We start from the raw sequence: 17,315 nt of genomic DNA, 5'->3' as shown, positions 1-17,315 counted from the left end.
CGCCCAGGAGTAGCCATGAGTGTCGCCCTTTCCGCCGCGCCCGAGCGCAAGCTCGCCGCCCCCCTGATCGCCTTCGCCCTGCTGGTGCTCGGCGGGCTGTTCCTGTTCAACGCGGTCAGCGCGCGCCAGGCCATCCTCTTCATCGTCGGCGGCGCCCTGGGCCTGACCCTCTACCACGCCGCCTTCGGCTTCACCTCCGCCTGGCGGGTATTCATCCGCGAACGGCGTGGCGCCGGGCTGCGCGCGCAGATGGTGATGCTGGCGCTGGCGGTGCTGCTGTTCTTCCCGGCGCTGGCGGCGGGCAGCCTGTTCGGCCAGCCGGTGAGCGGTTTCGTCTCGCCGGTCGGCACTTCGGTGATCGTCGGCGCCTTCATTTTCGGCATCGGCATGCAACTGGGCGGCGGCTGCGCCTCCGGCACCCTGTTCACCGTCGGCGGCGGCAACGCGCGGATGCTGGTGACCCTGCTGTTCTTCATCCTCGGCTCGCTGATCGCCACCCAGCATGTCGGCTGGTGGTTCGCCCTGCCGTCGCTGCCGCCGATCTCGCTGGTCGCCGAACTGGGCCTGGCACCGGCGCTGGTGTTGAGCCTGGCGGTGTTCATCGGCATCGCCGGGGTCACGGTACGCATGGAGAAGGCCCGCCACGGCACCCTGGAAACCCCGCCGAGCGCCGAATGGCGCGGCTGGCGGCGCTTCCTCCGCGGCCCCTGGCCGCTGGTCTGGGGCGCGCTGGCGCTGGCGCTGCTCAACTTCCTCACCCTGTACCTCGCCGGACGCCCCTGGGGCATCACGTCGGCCTTCGCCCTGTGGGGCGCGAAGATCGCCCAGGGCGTGGGCCTGGACGTCGGCGCCTGGGCCTTCTGGCAGACGCCGGCGAACGCCAAGGCGCTGGCCGCGCCGCTGTGGGAAGACATCACCAGCGTGATGGACATCGGCATCGTCCTCGGCGCGCTGCTCGCCGCCGGCCTGGCCGGACGCTTCGCGCCGAACCTGGACATCCCGCGCCGTTCGCTGGCGGCGGCGGTGATCGGCGGGCTGCTGCTCGGCTACGGCGCGCGCCTGGCCTATGGCTGCAACATCGGCGCGTATTTCAGCGGGATCGCTTCCGGCAGCCTGCATGGCTGGTTGTGGTTGGTGGCGGCGTTTGCCGGCAACAGCGTCGGGGTACGGGTATTGAGGCCTTATTTCTTCCCGGAGGAGCGGCGGGAGCAAGGGTTGACGGGGTGTTGAGAGGGGATATGCCTTCGTAGGACGTATGACGCGGACGTTATCCACAGGTGAGCGCAGCCACACAACACCTCGGCAACGGGGAAGATCTGCGGGCCGTCCTGAGCGGTGAAAAAAAGAAGGGACACCGCAGGTCGCCGTGTCCCTCAGAGTGTAGAGAGGGAAAGTTGGTATCCCTCTCGACCGGTGAGCGTGGCGCCGCGGCTGGGCCGGGGCGCCGGGTATAAAAGAAGGGATGAAGGGTATCCATCCCTAAAGGTCGAGGGGGTAGTACTCCCCCTCTACCGGTGAGCCTTCTTCGATCGGCTGCGCTGCGGCCCGGCTGCGTCGACAGCCGGACCTGGGCGCGCTCGATCTCGTATCGGATCAGGCGCGCAGCGGAATCAGGCGCGGCGCGATCATGTTTTCCGGCAGCAGGATGTCGGCCAGGGTGGCTTCGTCCAGCAGCTTTTCCTCGCGTACCAGTTCCAGTACGCCGCGGCCGCTCTCCAGGGCGGTCTTGGCGATCCGCGTGGAGTTCTCGTAGCCGATGTACGGGTTCAGCGCGGTGACCAGGCCGATGCTGTGCTCGACCAGTTCGTGGCAGCGCTCGACGTTGGCGGTGATGCCGGTGATGCAGTGCTCGCGGAGCATGTCCATGGCGCGTTGCAGCAGGCGGATCGAGTCGAAGATCTTGTAGGCGATCAGCGGCTCCATCACGTTCAGTTGCAACTGGCCGCCTTCGGCCGCCAGGGTCAGGGCGAGGTCGTTGCCGATCACTTCGAAGGCGACCTGGTTGACCGCTTCCGGGATCACCGGGTTGACCTTGCCCGGCATGATCGAACTGCCCGGCTGGCGCGGCGGCAGGTTGATCTCGTTGATGCCGGTGCGCGGGCCGCTGGAGAGCAGGCGCAGGTCGTTGCAGATCTTCGACAGCTTGACCGCGGTGCGCTTGAGCATGCCGGAGAACAGCACGAAGGCGCCCATGTCGGAGGTGGCTTCGATCAGGTCGGCGGCCGGTTTCAGCGGCTGCCCGCTGATGGCGGCCAGGCGCTCGACGGCGAGCTTCTGGTAGCCGGGGTCGGCGTTGATGCCGGTGCCGATGGCGGTGCCGCCGAGGTTCACTTCGGTGAGCAGCTCCGGCGCCAGGCGACGCAGGCGATCGAGGTCTTCGCCGAGGGTGGTGGCGAAAGCGTGGAATTCCTGGCCGAGGGTCATCGGCACGGCGTCCTGCAATTGGGTGCGGCCCATCTTCAGTACGCCGGCGAATTCGACGCCCTTGGCGGCGAAGGCCTGGATCAGGCTGTCGAGGCTGGCCAGCAGGGTGTCGTGGCCGAGCAGCAGGCCCAGGCGGATGGCGGTCGGGTAGGCGTCGTTGGTCGACTGCGCCATGTTCACATCGTTGTTCGGGTGCAGGTACTTGTACTCACCCTTGGTATGGCCCATGGCTTCCAGCGCGATGTTCGCGATCACTTCGTTCGCGTTCATGTTGGTGGAGGTACCGGCGCCGCCCTGGATCATGTCCACCACGAACTGCTCGTGGAAATCGCCGCGGATCAGGCGGGCGCAGGCCTCGCTGATGGCGGCGTGCTTGTCTTCCGGGAGATGGCCGAGCTGACGGTTGGCGTCGGCGGCGGCCTGCTTGACCATGGCCAGGGCAACGACCAGCTTCGGGTAGTGCGACAGCGGCACCCCGGAGAGGCGGAAGTTGTTCACGGCGCGCAGGGTCTGGATGCCGTAGTAGGCGTCAGCGGGCACTTCGAGGGTGCCGAGCAGGTCTTTCTCGATACGGGAAGATGCAACGGGGGACATGACGGGATTTGTCTCAGAGGGACACGGCCAGCGCCGCGATGCCCACTAGACTAAGGATGTGACGATTTCGTGGCCAATGCTGTTAAACGCTGCCTCATGCACAAACGGCATAATGTTGGATGTGACGCTGGTATGATGGCGGACGTGTCGTCGCATTACCGGAGCCTTTCCCGTCGTGAACCTCGAACTGAAGTGGCTGGAGGATTTCATCGCCCTGGCCGGCACCCGCAGCTTTTCCCAGGCGGCGGAGAAGCGCTTCGTCACCCAGCCGGCCTTCAGCCGGCGCATCCGCAGCCTGGAGGACGCCCTCGGCCTGACCCTGGTGAATCGCCAGCGCACGCCGGTGGAACTGACCGAGGCCGGGCAGCTGTTCCTGGTCACCGCGCGCAGCGTGGTCGAGCAGCTCGGCCAGGTGGTGCGCCACCTGCACCACCTGGAAGGCGGGCAGGGCGAGGTGCTGCAGTTCGCCGCCGCCCACTCGCTGGCGCTGGGCTTCTTCCCGCAGTGGATCGCGCGGCTGCGCAACGAGGGGCTGAACATCGCCAGCCGGCTGATCGCCACCAACGTCGGCGAGGCGGTGCATTCCCTGCGCGAGGGTAGCTGCGACCTGATGCTGGCGTTCTACGACCCTGACGCCGCGTTGCAGATGGACCCGGAGATCTTCCCCTCGCTGCACCTGGGGCGCACCGAGATGCTGCCGGTCTGCGCGGTGAACGCCGAGGGCCTGCCGCTGTTCGACCTGGAGAACGGCCAGAGCGTGCCGCTGCTCGCCTACAGCGCCAGCGCCTTCCTCGGTCGCGGGGTCAACCTGCTGCTGCGCCAGCGCAACCTGCGCTACACCACGGTCTACGAGACGGCGATGGCCGACAGCCTGAAGAGCATGGCGCTGCAAGGCATGGGCGTGGCCTGGGTGCCACGGCTGAGCGTGGTCAACGAACTGGAGCGCGGCGAACTGGCGATCTGTGGCGGGCCGCAATGGTTCGTGCCGCAGGAAATCCGCCTGTACCGCTGCGCGCTGGTGCGCAAGGCGGCGATCCGCCTGCTCTGGCGCAAGCTGGAAGGCGGGCTGGGCAGCGTCGAGTAGACAGGCAAGGGCGGCGCCGGGACGCCGCCCCGCAGGTCACATCTCAAGGACGATGCGCCCCTCGATCTGCCCGGCGCGCATCTGGTCGAGGATCTGGTTGATGTCGTCCAGCTTGCCCGGATGGATGGTCGCCTTGACCAGGCCTTCGCCGGCGAAGTCGAGGGCTTCCTGCAGGTCCGCGCGGGTGCCGACGATGGAGCCGGCGATGTGCAGGCCCTTGAGCACCACGTCGAAGATCGGCGTCGGGAAGTCACCCGGCGGCAGGCCGACCAGGGCAATGGTGCCGCCGCGGCGGGCCATGCCGATGGCCTGGCCGAAGGCGCTGTTGGATACCGCTGTGACCAGCACCCCGTGGGCGCCGCCGATGTCGCGCTGGAGCGCCTCCACCGGGTCTTCCTGCCGGGCGTTGACCGTCAGGCTGGCACCGAGCTTGCGCGCCAGTTCCAGCTTGGCGTCGTCGATGTCGATGGCGGCGACGTGCAGGCCCATGGCCCTGGCGTACTGCACGGCGACGTGGCCGAGGCCGCCGATGCCGGAGATCGCCACCCACTGGCCGGGGCGCGCGTTGGTCTGCTTGAGCCCCTTGTAGACGGTGACGCCGGCGCAGAGGATCGGCGCGATTTCAGCGAATTCGACGTTTTTCGGCAGAATTCCGACGTAGTTCGGGTCGGCCAATACGTATTCGGCATAGCCGCCGTTCACCGAGTAGCCGGTGTTCTGCTGGCTCTCGCAGAGGGTCTCCCAGCCGGTCAGGCAGTGCTCGCAGCAGCCGCAGGCGGTGTACAGCCAGGGGATGCCGACCCGGTCGCCTTCCTTCACCCGGGTCACTCCGCTGCCCACCGCGGCGACGTAGCCGACGCCTTCGTGACCGGGAATGAACGGCAACGGCGGCTTCACCGGCCAGTCGCCCTCGGCGGCGTGCAGGTCGGTGTGGCAGACGCCGGAGGCTTCGATCTTCACCAGTACCTGCCCGGGGCCGGGCAGCGGAACCTTGACTTCCTCGATCCGCAGCGGCGCGCCGTAGGCGTGCACGACCGCGGCTTTCATGGTCTGTGGCAGGGTCATGGTCATCTCCTTGGACGGGGCTGAGCGCCTGTCGCGGTGCCTTTGACGGGCACCGCGACAGGCTGCGGAACCGGCGCGGCCGCCGCTCCCTCGGAGCGCGCCGCGACAACCAGTCTGGCCGCTCGTGGCAGGCGCGCATTGAGTTGCGGCAAGTTTCCCGCCATGGCGCGAAAAAACGGGACGGACGGTAGCCCCCGGCGCGCGCCCGGCCTGCCTTTGCGGTATACTGCGCCGCCTTCGAACCGGCACTGCCCGCCGGCTCGGCCCAGTACAAGCCACGCCCCTCGACGAAGCGTGGCTTGTTGGTTTCTGACGCGCCGGACGGCGCATTTGAGAGAGGCACGACGATGAGCGCACTGGTTGGCGTGATCATGGGTTCCAAATCGGACTGGAGCACCCTCAGTCACACCGCGGACATGCTGGACAAGCTGGGCATCCCCTACGAAGTGAAGGTGGTTTCCGCCCACCGCACCCCGGACCTGCTCTTCCAGTACGCCGAGGAAGCCGAAGGCCGCGGCCTCGAAGTGATCATCGCCGGCGCTGGCGGCGCCGCCCACCTGCCGGGCATGTGCGCGGCCAAGACCCACCTGCCGGTACTCGGCGTGCCGGTACAGTCGTCGATGCTGTCGGGTGTCGACTCGCTGCTCTCCATCGTGCAGATGCCCGCCGGCGTACCGGTCGCCACCCTGGCCATCGGCAAGGCCGGCGCGGTCAACGCGGCGCTGCTCTCGGCGAGCATCCTCGGCGCCAAGCACCCGCAGTACCACGAGGCGCTGAAGCAGTTCCGCGCCAACCAGACCGAAACCGTGCTGGACAATCCCGACCCGCGCGATGCGTGAGACAGGCTCTGAGAAGGTAAGGCTCGAACCATGAAAATCGGTGTCATCGGTGGCGGCCAGCTGGGCCGCATGCTGGCCCTGGCGGGAACCCCGCTGGGCATGAACTTCGCTTTCCTCGACCCGGCGCCGGACGCCTGCGCGGCCTCCCTGGGCGAGCACATCCGCGCCGACTACGGCGACCAGGAGCACCTGCGGCAACTGGCCGACGAGGTCGACCTGGTGACCTTCGAGTTCGAGAGCGTGCCGGCGGAAACCGTGGCCTTCCTCTCCCAGTTCGTGCCGGTCTACCCGAACGCCGAGTCGCTGCGCATCGCCCGCGACCGCTGGTTCGAGAAGTCGATGTTCAAGGACCTCGGCATTCCCACCCCGGACTTCGCTGACGTCCAGTCCCAGGCTGACCTCGATGCCGCCGCGGCCGCCATCGGCCTGCCGGCGGTGCTCAAGACCCGCACCCTGGGCTACGACGGCAAGGGCCAGAAGGTCCTGCGCCAGCCGGCCGACGTGCAGGGCGCGTTCGCCGAACTGGGCAGCGTGCCGTGCATCCTCGAGGGCTTCGTGCCGTTCACCGGGGAAGTCTCACTGGTGGCGGTGCGTGCCCGCGATGGCGAGACGCGTTTCTACCCGCTGGTGCACAACACCCACGACAGCGGCATCCTCAAGCTCTCCGTGGCCAGCAGCGGGCATCCGTTGCAGGCGCTGGCCGAGGACTACGTCGGCCGCGTGCTGGCCCGGCTCGACTACGTCGGCGTGCTGGCCTTCGAGTTCTTCGAGGTGGACGGCGGCCTGAAGGCCAACGAGATCGCCCCGCGCGTGCACAACTCCGGGCACTGGACCATCGAAGGCGCCGAGTGCAGCCAGTTCGAGAACCACCTGCGCGCCGTCGCCGGCCTGCCGCTGGGCTCGACCGCCAAGGTCGGCGAGAGCGCGATGCTCAATTTCATCGGCGCGGTGCCCCCGGTGGATCAGGTGGTCGCCGTCGCCGATTGCCACCTGCATCACTACGGCAAGGCCTTCAAGAACGGCCGCAAGGTCGGCCACGCCACCCTGCGCTGTGCCGACCGGGCGACGCTGCAGGCGCGCATCGCCGAGGTCGAGGCGCTGATCGAGGCGTGAGCGATTGCCGTCCGCCCATCCTTGGGTTGGCGGGCGGCACTGAACCCAAGGCTTTTCTACACTGTCCCATGGCAGGCGCAATACATGCGCATACACCCGTAAGGAGGGACTGTCATGGGATTAATCGGAACCATCATCGTCGGACTGATCGTTGGTCTCGTTGCACGCTTTCTGAAGCCAGGTGACGACAGCATGGGCTGGATCATGACCATCCTGCTCGGCATCGGCGGTTCGCTGCTGGCCACCTACGGCGGCCAGGCGATCGGCTTCTACCAGGCCGGCCAGGCGGCCGGTTTCATCGGCGCGGTGGTCGGCGCCGTCGTACTGCTGGTCATTTACGGCCTGATCAAGAAGAATTGATGGCTCTGGCCGGCCCCCGCGGGGGCCGGCGTTTCCTCACTTCGCCGGTATTCCCGCCATCATGCGCCGCTTCCCGTTCGCCCGCCTGTTGCTGCTCGCCCTGTTGTCCTCACCCCTGGCCCACGCCGAACTGCCCGAGACCGACTGGCTGGAACTGATGCCGCCGGCCGACCGCAAGGCGCTGGAAGAAATGCCCGACATCATTCACGACACCCCGGAGGCCGCCGGCACCTTCACCAGCAAGGGTGGCCTGAAGCAGTCGGACCGAAAGATGCCGGCGGTGATGTATTCGGCCAAGACCGTCGCCAGCCTGGATGGCAAGGCGATCCGCCTCGGCGGCTACCCGGTGCCGCTGGAGAACGACGCCAAGGGCCGCGTCACCGAATTCTTCCTGGTGCCCTATCCGGGCGCCTGCATCCACGTGCCGCCGCCGCCGCCGAACCAGATCGTCCTGGTGCGTTATCCACAGGGGCTGAAGCTGGCCGATATCTACACCCCGCTGTGGGTCAGCGGCACGCTGAAGATCGAGCAGGTGAGCAATGACCTGGCCGATGCCGCCTACGCCATCGACAAGGCGCAGGTGAAGGTAGTGGAGGAAGCGGACCTGTAGGGCCGCACCTGCGCAACGGCCCATGGCGGACGACGCGAGCCGCCCCGTCCGCTCGCCGTCCCGCTCAGGGTCGTTTCAGCGGCTCGCTCCAGATCTGCACGCCAAAGCTTTCGCTGCGCCCGGGGGCGACCACCATGAGGTCGTCCCAGACCCGCCCCGTCTCGATGCAGAGCATCTGCTGCCAGGCGTCGTCGGCGAACTGCGAAAGACGCCGGGACTTGTCCACCCAGGGGTTCCAGACCACCGCCGAACGCGAGTCGAGGGCGTGCAGGTGGATGCTGCGTTCCCAGCGCGGGTCCTTGATCAGCAGGTCGCGTTCGAGACCGAGGTAGATGCGGTCCAGTTCGCCCTTGACCCGTACCGCGCCGTGCTGAGTGCGTTCTTCCCAGTTCTCCAGGGTCTCGATGTAGCGCGCGCCTTCCAGGCCCTCGATGGCGATCTCGCGGCTGTCGCTGACCGCGAAGTAGGTGTGCAGTGCCTGGCTGAGCACCAGCGGCTTGCTGCCGAGGTTCTCGCTGGTGAGTCGCAGGGTCAGGCGCTCGCCGAAGCGGAACAGCATGCGCAGCGCCGCCGGGTGCGGCCAGCCGGGGAGGCCATCGGGGGCGTCGAGGCGGAAGCTGACGCAGAGGTCGCCGTCCTCCTCGGCGATGTCGTCGATTTCCCAGTCGACCGCCCGAACCAGCCCGTGGGCGGGCGCCTTCAGGCCATCTTCCACCTGGCCGCGGACTTCCTGCGGGTTGCGCTCCAGCGGACCGAACCACGGCCAGCACACCGGCACCCCGCCGCGTACCGACTGCCCGCGCCGGTAGCCGGCCTCGTCGCTGAGCCAGACCAGCGGCGGCTGTTCGTGGGGCTGGTAGCTGAGCAGTTGCGCGCCCTGCTGGGCGATCAGCGCCTCGCCATGGGCGGTGTGGATGCGCCAGCAGGCCAGGTCGTCGACCTGTACCTGTTCGACGCGGTTGATCGGGCTATCGGTGCTCATGGCGGTCTCCGGGAGGCGAATGGATGGCAGCAGTATCACCGATCCATTTTATCGCCGGCAGTTCCCCCGGATAGCGCCAACGAAGACGCGGCCCGTAGGCCGCGTCGGTTGTTGCCGGTGGTTCAGGCCGCGCGGAACAGGTTGTGCGGGTCGATGACGAATTTCTTCGGCACCCCGGCGTCGAACTCGCCGTAGCCTTTCGGCGCATCGTCGAGGGTGATGACTTCCACCCCGACGATGTCGGCGATCTTGATCCGGTCCCACATGATCGCCTGCATCAGCTGGCGGTTGTACTTCATCACCGGGGTCTGGCCGGTATGGAAGCTGTGCGACTTGGCCCAGCCCAGGCCGAAGCGGATGCTCAGGGCGCCGTGCTTGGCGGCCGCGTCCACCGCGCCCGGGTCTTCGGTGACGTACAGGCCGGGGATGCCGATCTTGCCGGCGACCCGGGTGATGCCCATCAGCGAGTTGAGCACGGTGGCCGGGGCTTCCTGCTGCGAGCCCGAATGGCCGTGGCCGCGCGCCTCGAAACCGACCGCGTCGACCGCGCAGTCGACCTCCGGCTCGCCCAACAGAGCGGCGATCTGTTCGTGCAGCGGGGTGTCCTTGGACAGGTCGGCGATCTCGAAGCCCTGTTTCTTGGCATGGGCCAGGCGGGTCGGGTTGACGTCGCCGACGATCACCACCGCCGCGCCGAGCAGGCGTGCCGAGGCCGCCGCGGCCAGGCCGACCGGACCGGCGCCGGCGATGTAGACCGTGCTGCCCGGGCCGACGCCGGCGGTGACCGCGCCGTGGTAGCCGGTGGGGAGGATGTCCGAAAGGCAGGTCAGGTCGCGGATCTTCTCCATCGCCGCTTCGCGGTTGGGCAGTTTCAGCAGGTTGAAGTCGGCGTAGGGCACCAGCACGTATTCGGCCTGGCCGCCGACCCAGCCACCCATGTCGACGTAGCCGTAGGCGCCGCCGGCCCGCGCCGGATTGACCGTCAGGCAGACGCCGGTGTGCTGTTCCTTGCAGGTACGGCAATGGCCGCAAGCGACGTTGAACGGTACCGAGACCAGGTCGCCGATCTTCATGGTTTCCACGCCACGCCCGATCTCCACTACCTCGCCGGTGATCTCGTGGCCCAGCACCAGGCCTTCCGGCGCGGTGGTGCGGCCGCGCACCATGTGCTGGTCGGAGCCGCAGATGTTGGTGGAGACCACCCGCAGGATCACCCCGTGGTCGATCTGCCGGCCCTGCGGGTCCTGCATCTTCGGATAGGGAATGTTCTGCACCTCGACCTTGCCCGGGCCGAGATAGACCACACCACGATTGCCAGACATACGCGTTTCCTCTTTGTCGTTGTGGGTACAAATGCGCGGCGTCCACGGCCGCGCGGCTTTGCACTGGAAAGTCGTCTGTTGCGCGACAGGGCCGGAGAATGCTGGCAGCCGGCGGGCTGTCGGTGTTGCTCGGGACGCGAGGCCGTGGGAAGCGCCCCTCTCCCTGGCACTCTTCCTTCAGCGAGGGTTGGGGAGAGAAGGCGCGCTTACAGCACCACGGTCCGATTGGCGTTGAGGAATACCCTCCGCTCGATGTGGTAGCCCACCGCCCGCGCCAGGGTCAGGCACTCGATGTCGCGGCCCTTGGCGATCAGGTCCTCGGGGTAGTGGGCGTGGTCGACCGTCTCGACGCCCTGGGCGATGATCGGCCCTTCGTCGAGGTCGTTGTTGATGTAGTGGGCGGTAGCGCCGACCAGCTTCACGCCCTTCTGGTAGGCCTGGTGGTACGGCTTGGCGCCCTTGAAGCCGGGCAGCAGGGAGTGATGGATGTTGATCGCCCAGCCGTCCAGGCGTCGGCACAGTTCCGGCGACAGCACCTGCATGTAGCGAGCGAGGATCACCAGCTCGGCGCCACTCTCTTCGAGCACCTGCCAGACCCTGGCTTCCTGGGCCGGCTTGTCGTTCGGGTCGAGCGGGAAGTGGTGGTAGGGAATGCCGTGCCAGCGCGCCAGCGGCTCCAGGTCCGGGTGATTGGAAATCACCGCCACCACGTCCATCGGCAACTGGCCGATGCGCTGGCGGTAGAGCAGGTCGTTCAGGCAGTGGTCGGCCTTGGAAACCATGATCGCCACCTGGCTGCGGTAGCCCGGCGCGGTCAGCTCGGTACGCATGCCGAACGGTGCCACCCGTTCGGCCAGTCCGGCGCGGAAGGAGGCTTCGTCGAAGCCGTCGCCGGCGCGGAACTCCACGCGGATGAAGAAGCGTTGCGCCAGGCGGTCGTCGAACGAATGGTGCTCGGTGACGTAGCAGCGCTGCTCGAAGAGGTAGCGCGTCACCACGTCGACGGTGCCCAGCAGGCTGGGACTGTCGGCGGTGAGGATCCAGGTGTCGGGGGTACGGCTCATCGCGAGGCTCCGGGTCCGGTATCCCCTCTCGGGGAGAGGGGAAGGCTGCTCATGCCGCTACCTGCAGGCCGTATTCGGCGCTGGCGTCCTGCAACCAGAGCCAGAAGTAGTCGGCGAAGCTGCGGCGCACGACCAGCTCCCAGGTGTCCTCGCCGGTATGGCGGATCACGCATTGCGACTTGGCGAAGATGCTGCCGACCGCCTTGCCCACCGGGAAGTTGCTCGGATGCACGTCGTAGCTGGTGGATTTCATCAGCAGTTCGCGGACGTTCGCTCCGCTCAGTTCGAGCAGCGTCTGCCCGCCGCTGACGTTGACCACCGCGTAGTGCAGCTCCTCGCCCAGGGCCTGGCGCAGGCGCTGTTCGACGGCATATTCCTCGCCGCCGGGGACGATCAGCAACCATTCGTCCGGGGCCAGCCATTGCAGCGAGGTCTCGCCGCTGGCGACCAGGGTCAGGGCCACCGGCAGTTCCAGGCCGAGGGCCTGGTGCACGGCGGCGGCGAAGGCCGGGTCGGCGGCATCGCCGCGCAGCACCAGGTGGCCGAGCAGCTTCTTCTCGCGCAGCACGATACCGGCCTTCGCGGCGGTCTTGCCGGCGAGCTTGTGCAGCTCGGCATGGTGCAGAGGCGATTCGGCGTGGACGCCGGGTTCGGGGCGTTGCTGGTAGACGTTTGCCTTGCTCATTCGTTTTCACCTTGGGGCGCCGCGCGCCCTGGTAGCCTGTCTGCCTTCTCCCTTCGGGAAGAGGGCCGGGGAGAGGAGCGCATCCCTCTCCGGTCAATCCACGTTCTGCCGCTCCCCTTTGGGGTCGTAGAACACCGAGGAGCAGATCTCCGCCTCGATGAAGCGGCCGTCCGCCAGCGGCGCGTAGACCTTCTGGCCCATGCGCTTGAGGCCGCCTTTCACCACCGCCAGGGCGAAGCCGTGGCCGAGGCTGGCGCTCATGTAGCTGGAGGTGACGTGGCCGACCATCTTCATCGGGATCGCCTGCTGGGTGTCGAACACCAGTTGCGCGCCTTCGGGCAGTACCTCCTGCGGGTTGCTCGGCCTGAGTCCGACCAGTTGCTTGCGATCCTCGCGCAGGCAGTCGGCGCGGTTCATGCCGCGCCAGCCGATCCAGGAGAACGGCTTGCTGCGGCCCACCGCCCAGCCCATGTTGAGATCGTCCGGGGTGACCGAGGCATCGGTGTCCTGGCCGACGATGATGAAGCCCTTCTCGGCGCGCAGGACGTGCATGGTCTCGGTGCCGTAGGGTGTCAGGCCGTACTTCGCACCGTGCTCGGCGAGCGCTTCGAGCACGCCCATGGCGTAGTCGGCCTGGACGTTCACCTCGTAGCTCAGCTCGCCGGTGAAGGAGATGCGGAACACCCGCGCCGGCACCCCGGCGACCTTGCCTTCCTTCCAGGTCATGAAGGGGAAGGCGTCCTTGTCCAGGTCGATGTCGGTGACTTCGGCGAGCAGCTTGCGGCTGTTCGGGCCGGACAGGGTGAGGGTCGCGTAGTGGTCGGTGACCGAGGTGAAGTACACCTTCAGCTCCGGCCATTCGGTCTGGTGGTACAGCTCCAGCCACTCCAGTACGCGGGCGGCGCCGCCGGTGGTGGTGGTCATGACGAAGTGGTTGTCGGCCAGGCAGGCGGTCACGCCGTCGTCGAAGACCATCCCGTCTTCCTTGCACATCAGGCCGTAGCGCGCCTTGCCGACGTCGAGCTTGGTCCAGGCGTTGGTGTAGACCCGGTTGAGGAACTCCCGCGCGTCCGGGCCCTGGATGTCGATCTTGCCCAGGGTCGAGGCGTCGAGCAGGCCGACCGCCTCGCGCACCGCGCGGCATTCGCGGGCCACGGCGGCGTGCATGTCCTCGCCGCGGCGCGGGAAGTACCACGGCCGCTTCCACTGGCCGACGTCTTCGAACTCGGCGCCGTTCTTCACGTGCCAGGCGTGCAGGGCGGTGAAGCGCACCGGTTCGAACAGGTGCCCGCAGTGGCGGCCGGCGACGGCGCCGAAGGTCACCGGGGTGTAGTTCGGACGGAACATGGTGGTGCCGGTGTCGGCGATGCTCTTGCCCTGGGCCCGCGCGGCGATCGCCAGGCCGTTGATGTTGCCCAGCTTGCCCTGGTCGGTGCCGAAGCCCAGCGCGGTGTAGCGCTTGACGTGCTCGATGGACTCGAAGCCCTCGCGGCAGGCCAGTTCGATGGCGGCGGCGGTGACGTCGTTCTGCGGATCGACGAACTGCTTCGGTGCGCGTGCCGTGGGCTTCTCGTGGGGCACCTGGAACAGCGCGACGGACGCTTCCTCGCGGCGCGGCTGGACCTTCGGCAGGCTGCCGGCGGCGGTCTTGTAGCCGGCGTCGAGGGCGGCGCGGCTCCCGGCCTGGTAGCCGTCGGCGAGCACCTCGGCGAGCCCGAACACGCCGTTCACGGCGCCGGCGCAGATGCGTTTCTGCAGGCCTTCGCCGGGGACGAAGGCGAGGATTTCCTCGCGCCATTCCGGCTTGCCGCCCAGGTGCGAGGCCAGGTGCACGACCGGGCTGTAGCCGCCGGAGCTGGCGATCAGGTCGCAGTCCAGCCATTCGCCGCCGCTGGCGCGCATGGCCTGCAAGTCGATCCGGGCGACCTTGGCGCCGCTGACCCGCTTGCCGCCGCGAGCCTCGATCACCGAACTGCCGGTGATCACCCGCATACCGCGTTGGCGTGCTTCCTCGACCCACTCGCCGCGCGGATTGGCCCTGGCGTCGGCGATGGCCACCACTTGCAGGCCGGCTTCCTGCCAGTCGAGGGCGACGCGGTAGGCGTAGTCGTTGTTGGTGGCCAGCACCAGTTTCTTGCCCGGTGCCACGCCGTAGCGCCGTACATAGGTGGAAACCGCGCCGGCGAGCATGTTGCCGGGCAGGTCGTTGTTGCCGTAGACCAGCGGCCGCTCATGGGCGCCGGCGGCCAGTACCACGCGCTTGGCGCGTACGCGGTGCACGCGCTGGCGGACCTGGCCGAGCGGGGCGACCTCGCCGAGGTGGTCGGTGCGCCGTTCGTGGATGGTGAGGAAGTTGTGGTCGTGGTAGCCGTTGACCGTGGAGCGCGGTAGCAGGATGACTTCCGGCAGGCCTTGCAGCTCGGCCACGGCGTCCGCGACCCACTCGGCGGCGGGCTTGCCGTCGAGGGTCTCGCGGGTGTCCAGCAGGCTGCCGCCGAACTCTTCCTGCTCGTCGGCGAGAATCACCCGCGCGCCGCTGCGAGCGGCGGCGAGGGCGGCGGCCAGGCCGGCCGGGCCGGCGCCGACCACCAGCACGTCGCAGTGGTGGTTCATCCAGTCGTAGCTGTCCGGATCGACCTCGGTCGGCGCGCGGCCCAGGCCGGCGGCCTTGCGGATGTACTTCTCGTAGGTCATCCACATCGACTGCGGGTACATGAAGGTCTTGTAGTAGAAACCGGGCGGCATCAGCTTGCCGCCGACCTTGCCGAAGATTCCCATCAGGTCGTTCTGCACATTCGGCCAGCCGTTGGTGCTGGTGGCCACCAGGCCGCCGTAGAGCGCCTGCTGGGTGGCGCGCACGTTGGGGATCTGGGTGGCTTCGCGGGAGCCGATCTGCAGGATCGCGTTGGGCTCCTCGGCGCCGGCGGCGACGATGCCGCGCGCCCGCGAGTACTTGAAGCTGCGGCCGACGATGTCGACGCCGTTGGCCAGCAGCGCGGCGGCCAGGGTGTCGCCGGCATAGCCCTGGTAGTGCTGGCCGTTGAAGCTGAAGGTCAGCGGGCGGTTGCGGTCGATGCGGCCGCCGCTGGACAGGCGATTGATCTGGCTCATGCCGGTTCCCCTTGTACGGCGGGTTTCTTCTCACCGTCGGCGACGACGCTGGGCTGCTCGCCGATCAGGTAGGTCTCGAGGATTTCGTAGGTCACCGTATGGCGGGTGACGTTGAAGTACTTGCGGCAGCCGGCGGCGTGCACCCACAGCTCGTGATGGAGGCCGCGCGGGTTGTCGCGGAAGAACATGTAGTCGCCCCATTCCTCGTCGCTGCAGGCGTTCGGGTCGAGCGGGCGCGGGATGTGGGCCTGACCCTTGGCGTGGAATTCCTCTTCGGAACGCAGTTCGCCGCAGTGGGGGCAGAAGATATTCAGCATTTTGTAGCCTCCGGAAACTGTTCTTGCCGGTTGACCGGCACCCTCTCCCTGAAGGGCGAGGGGCAGCGGATTTCGCCCTTCGGGCGGCTTTTGTCAGTGCGCCACTGCCGCCGCGCCGTGCTCGTCGATCAGCGCACCGCTGTGGAAGCGTTCGATGGAGAAGGGCGCGGCCAGCGGATGCGGTTCGCCCTTGGCCAGGGTGGCGGCGAAGACGTTTCCGGAGCCGGGAGTGGCCTTGAAGCCGCCGGTGCCCCAGCCGCAGTTGAAGAACAGGTTCTGCACCGGAGTCTTGCCGATGATCGGGCAGGCGTCCGGGGTGGTGTCGACGATGCCGCCCCACTGGCGGTTCATGCGTACCCGCGAGAGCACCGGGAACATCTCGACGATGGCTTGCAGGGTGTGCTCGATCACCGGGTACGAGCCGCGCTGGCCGTAGCCGTTGTAGCCGTCGATGCCGGCGCCGATGACCAGGTCGCCTTTGTCCGACTGGCTGATGTAGCCATGCACGGCGTTGGACATGATCACGCTGTCGATGATCGGCTTCAGCGGCTCGGAGACCAGCGCCTGCAACGGGTGCGACTCCAGCGGCAGGCGGAAGCCGGCGAGCCTGGCCATGTGCCCGGAGTTGCCGGCGGTGACCACCCCGACACGACGCGCGCCGATGAAGCCGCGGTTGGTCTCGACGCCGATCACCGCGCCGTCCTGCTTGCGGAAGCCGGTGACTTCGGTCTGCTGGATCAGGTCCACGCCGAGGGCATCGGCGGCGCGGGCGAAGCCCCAGGCCACCGCATCATGGCGGGCGACGCCGCCGCGACGCTGGATGGTCGCGCCCATGATCGGGTAGCGGGTGTTCTTGCTGCAGTCCAGGTAGGGAATCTCCTCCGCCACCTGCTGCGCGTTCAACAATTCGCCGTCGACGCCGTTGAGGCGGTTGGCGCTGACCCGGCGCTCGCCGTCGCGCATGTCCTGGAGGGTGTGGCAGAGGTTGTAGACCCCGCGCTGGGAGAACATCACGTTGTAGTTGAGGTCCTGGGACAGGCCCTCCCACAGCTTCATCGCGTGTTCGTAGAGCAGCGCGGACTCGTCCCACAGGTAGTTGGAGCGCACGATGGTGGTGTTGCGCGCGGTGTTGCCGCCGCCCAGCCAACCTTTCTCGACTACCGCCACGTTGCTGATGCCGTGTTCCTTGGCCAGGTAGTAGGCGGTGGCCAGGCCGTGCCCGCCGCCGCCGACGATGACCACGTCGTAGACCGGCTTCGGCGTGGGCGTGCGCCACATGCGTTGCCAGTTCTCGTGATGGCTCAGTGAATGCTTTAACAGGCCGAAGCCGGAGTAGCGTTGCATGTGGATGCTCCTGAACTGTTGCTCCCTCTCCCGCGGAGAGGGTTGGGCCGGGGCGCGTCGGGCTCCCCGACCGTCTTCGGGGGGCTCAGCGATAGACCGGGAAGTCCGCGCAGAGACCGGCGACCTGGGTGGCGACCTTGGCTTCCACGTCGGCATCGCCGAGGTGGTCGAGGATGTCGCAGATCCAGCCGGCCAGTTCGCGGCTCTGCGCTTCCTGCAGCCCGCGGGTGGTGATGGCCGGGGTGCCGATGCGGATGCCGGAGGTGACGAACGGGCTCTGTGGATCGTTCGGCACGGCGTTCTTGTTCACCGTGATGCCGACCCGGCCGAGGGCGGCGTCGGCTTCCTTGCCGGTCAGGCCCTGGCGCACCAGGCTGATCAGCATCAGGTGGTTGTCGGTG

At 67.9% G+C, this 17,315-nt stretch carries 15 protein-coding genes and 1 pseudogene; 6 read left to right on the top strand and 10 right to left on the bottom strand.

All coding sequences use genetic code 11. The features are described 5' to 3' along the window. Positions 1–15 precede the first annotated feature (15 nt). Complete coding sequence (locus HMPREF2581_RS06155; protein WP_003106317.1) at positions 16–1,230, top strand: YeeE/YedE family protein; 1,215 nt, start codon at positions 16–18, stop codon at positions 1,228–1,230. A gap of 363 nt (positions 1,231–1,593) precedes the next feature. Here HMPREF2581_RS06155 and aspA read toward each other — a convergent pair whose 3' ends face one another. Continuing rightward, the gene (aspA, locus tag HMPREF2581_RS06150; protein WP_003096822.1) at positions 1,594–3,018 is read right to left on the bottom strand and encodes an aspartate ammonia-lyase; all 1,425 of its coding nucleotides are present in this window, start codon (positions 3,016–3,018) and stop codon (positions 1,594–1,596) included. 175 nt (positions 3,019–3,193) lie between these two features. On the opposite strand from aspA, the gene HMPREF2581_RS06145 reads away from it, so the two are divergent. Beyond that, on the top strand, positions 3,194–4,102 hold the full coding sequence (locus tag HMPREF2581_RS06145) for a LysR substrate-binding domain-containing protein (RefSeq protein WP_003122350.1): 909 nt from the start codon (positions 3,194–3,196) through the stop codon (positions 4,100–4,102). 36 nt (positions 4,103–4,138) lie between these two features. Here the strand turns inward: HMPREF2581_RS06145 and adhP are convergent, their stop codons facing one another. Beyond that, positions 4,139–5,167 (bottom strand): alcohol dehydrogenase AdhP, encoded by a 1,029-nt coding sequence (gene adhP, locus HMPREF2581_RS06140; protein WP_003142085.1) that lies wholly within the window; start codon positions 5,165–5,167, stop codon positions 4,139–4,141. A 347-nt stretch (positions 5,168–5,514) separates the two neighbouring features. Between adhP and purE the strand changes: the two genes are divergently transcribed. The 4 genes from purE to HMPREF2581_RS06120 all read left to right on the top strand — a co-directional run bounded on the left by purE (position 5,515) and on the right by HMPREF2581_RS06120 (position 8,089). Next, on the top strand, positions 5,515–6,006 hold the full coding sequence (purE, locus tag HMPREF2581_RS06135) for a 5-(carboxyamino)imidazole ribonucleotide mutase (RefSeq protein WP_003106314.1): 492 nt from the start codon (positions 5,515–5,517) through the stop codon (positions 6,004–6,006). A 30-nt stretch (positions 6,007–6,036) separates the two neighbouring features. Further along, positions 6,037–7,119, top strand: a complete 1,083-nt coding sequence (locus HMPREF2581_RS06130) for a 5-(carboxyamino)imidazole ribonucleotide synthase (protein ID WP_003142082.1) — start codon at positions 6,037–6,039, stop codon at positions 7,117–7,119. Positions 7,120–7,233: 114 nt separating this feature from the next. Continuing rightward, positions 7,234–7,479 (top strand): GlsB/YeaQ/YmgE family stress response membrane protein, encoded by a 246-nt coding sequence (locus HMPREF2581_RS06125; protein WP_003096795.1) that lies wholly within the window; start codon positions 7,234–7,236, stop codon positions 7,477–7,479. Between the two features lie 61 nt (positions 7,480–7,540). Beyond that, positions 7,541–8,089, top strand: a complete 549-nt coding sequence (locus HMPREF2581_RS06120; protein ID WP_003142080.1) for a DUF3299 domain-containing protein — start codon at positions 7,541–7,543, stop codon at positions 8,087–8,089. Positions 8,090–8,153: 64 nt separating this feature from the next. On the opposite strand, the gene HMPREF2581_RS06115 is transcribed toward HMPREF2581_RS06120, so the two are convergent. The 8 genes and pseudogenes from HMPREF2581_RS06115 to glyA all read right to left on the bottom strand — a co-directional run. Continuing rightward, entirely contained in the window at positions 8,154–9,110 is a 957-nt protein-coding gene (locus tag HMPREF2581_RS06115) for a D-hexose-6-phosphate mutarotase (protein WP_003142078.1), read from the bottom strand. Positions 9,111–9,193: 83 nt separating this feature from the next. Continuing rightward, a complete protein-coding gene (gene fdhA, locus HMPREF2581_RS06110) occupies positions 9,194–10,393 on the bottom strand; it encodes a formaldehyde dehydrogenase, glutathione-independent (RefSeq protein WP_003096788.1) in 1,200 nt (399 codons plus the stop codon). A 206-nt stretch (positions 10,394–10,599) separates the two neighbouring features. Continuing rightward, positions 10,600–11,457 carry a formyltetrahydrofolate deformylase gene (locus HMPREF2581_RS06105; RefSeq protein ID WP_003096786.1) on the bottom strand — a complete coding sequence of 286 codons (858 nt, stop codon included), beginning with the start codon at positions 11,455–11,457 and terminating at the stop codon, positions 10,600–10,602. 49 nt (positions 11,458–11,506) lie between these two features. Beyond that, on the bottom strand, positions 11,507–12,142 hold the full coding sequence (gene soxG, locus HMPREF2581_RS06100) for a sarcosine oxidase subunit gamma (RefSeq protein WP_003096784.1): 636 nt from the start codon (positions 12,140–12,142) through the stop codon (positions 11,507–11,509). Positions 12,143–12,235: 93 nt separating this feature from the next. Continuing rightward, positions 12,236–15,253, bottom strand: coding sequence for a sarcosine oxidase subunit alpha (locus HMPREF2581_RS06095; protein WP_003142077.1), 3,018 nt, complete (start codon positions 15,251–15,253; stop codon positions 12,236–12,238). After that, on the bottom strand, positions 15,250–15,570 hold the full coding sequence (locus HMPREF2581_RS06090) for a sarcosine oxidase subunit delta (RefSeq protein WP_003096781.1): 321 nt from the start codon (positions 15,568–15,570) through the stop codon (positions 15,250–15,252). The genes HMPREF2581_RS06095 and HMPREF2581_RS06090 overlap by 4 nt, the downstream gene beginning before the upstream one ends. A gap of 93 nt (positions 15,571–15,663) precedes the next feature. Then, positions 15,664–16,914 (bottom strand): sarcosine oxidase subunit beta, encoded by a 1,251-nt coding sequence (locus tag HMPREF2581_RS06085; RefSeq protein ID WP_003096779.1) that lies wholly within the window; start codon positions 16,912–16,914, stop codon positions 15,664–15,666. A gap of 85 nt (positions 16,915–16,999) precedes the next feature. Further along, positions 17,000–17,315, bottom strand: a pseudogene (gene glyA / locus HMPREF2581_RS06080) (serine hydroxymethyltransferase); the annotation flags it as partial.

It is taken from the genome of Pseudomonas sp. HMSC057H01 (assembly GCF_001836405.1).
GTDB lineage: Bacteria > Pseudomonadota > Gammaproteobacteria > Pseudomonadales > Pseudomonadaceae > Pseudomonas > Pseudomonas aeruginosa.
The sequence above is the reverse complement of the archived record's forward strand: the minus strand, read 5'-3'. Positions and strand labels throughout refer to the sequence as shown.

Bases quoted from the DNA above. Each gene is read 5' to 3' on its own strand.
- HMPREF2581_RS06155 (WP_003106317.1), top strand. From the start codon at position 16: ATGAGTGTCGCCCTTTCCGCCGCGCCCGAGCGCAAGCTCGCCGCCCCC.
- aspA (WP_003096822.1), bottom strand. From the start codon at position 3,018: ATGTCCCCCGTTGCATCTTCCCGTATCGAGAAAGACCTGCTCGGCACC.
- adhP (WP_003142085.1), bottom strand. From the start codon at position 5,167: ATGACCCTGCCACAGACCATGAAAGCCGCGGTCGTGCACGCCTACGGC.
- purE (WP_003106314.1), top strand. From the start codon at position 5,515: ATGAGCGCACTGGTTGGCGTGATCATGGGTTCCAAATCGGACTGGAGC.
- HMPREF2581_RS06130 (WP_003142082.1), top strand. From the start codon at position 6,037: ATGAAAATCGGTGTCATCGGTGGCGGCCAGCTGGGCCGCATGCTGGCC.
- HMPREF2581_RS06125 (WP_003096795.1), top strand. From the start codon at position 7,234: ATGGGATTAATCGGAACCATCATCGTCGGACTGATCGTTGGTCTCGTT.
- HMPREF2581_RS06120 (WP_003142080.1), top strand. From the start codon at position 7,541: ATGCGCCGCTTCCCGTTCGCCCGCCTGTTGCTGCTCGCCCTGTTGTCC.
- fdhA (WP_003096788.1), bottom strand. From the start codon at position 10,393: ATGTCTGGCAATCGTGGTGTGGTCTATCTCGGCCCGGGCAAGGTCGAG.
- HMPREF2581_RS06105 (WP_003096786.1), bottom strand. From the start codon at position 11,457: ATGAGCCGTACCCCCGACACCTGGATCCTCACCGCCGACAGTCCCAGC.
- soxG (WP_003096784.1), bottom strand. From the start codon at position 12,142: ATGAGCAAGGCAAACGTCTACCAGCAACGCCCCGAACCCGGCGTCCAC.
- HMPREF2581_RS06095 (WP_003142077.1), bottom strand. From the start codon at position 15,253: ATGAGCCAGATCAATCGCCTGTCCAGCGGCGGCCGCATCGACCGCAAC.
- HMPREF2581_RS06090 (WP_003096781.1), bottom strand. From the start codon at position 15,570: ATGCTGAATATCTTCTGCCCCCACTGCGGCGAACTGCGTTCCGAAGAG.
- HMPREF2581_RS06085 (WP_003096779.1), bottom strand. From the start codon at position 16,914: ATGCAACGCTACTCCGGCTTCGGCCTGTTAAAGCATTCACTGAGCCAT.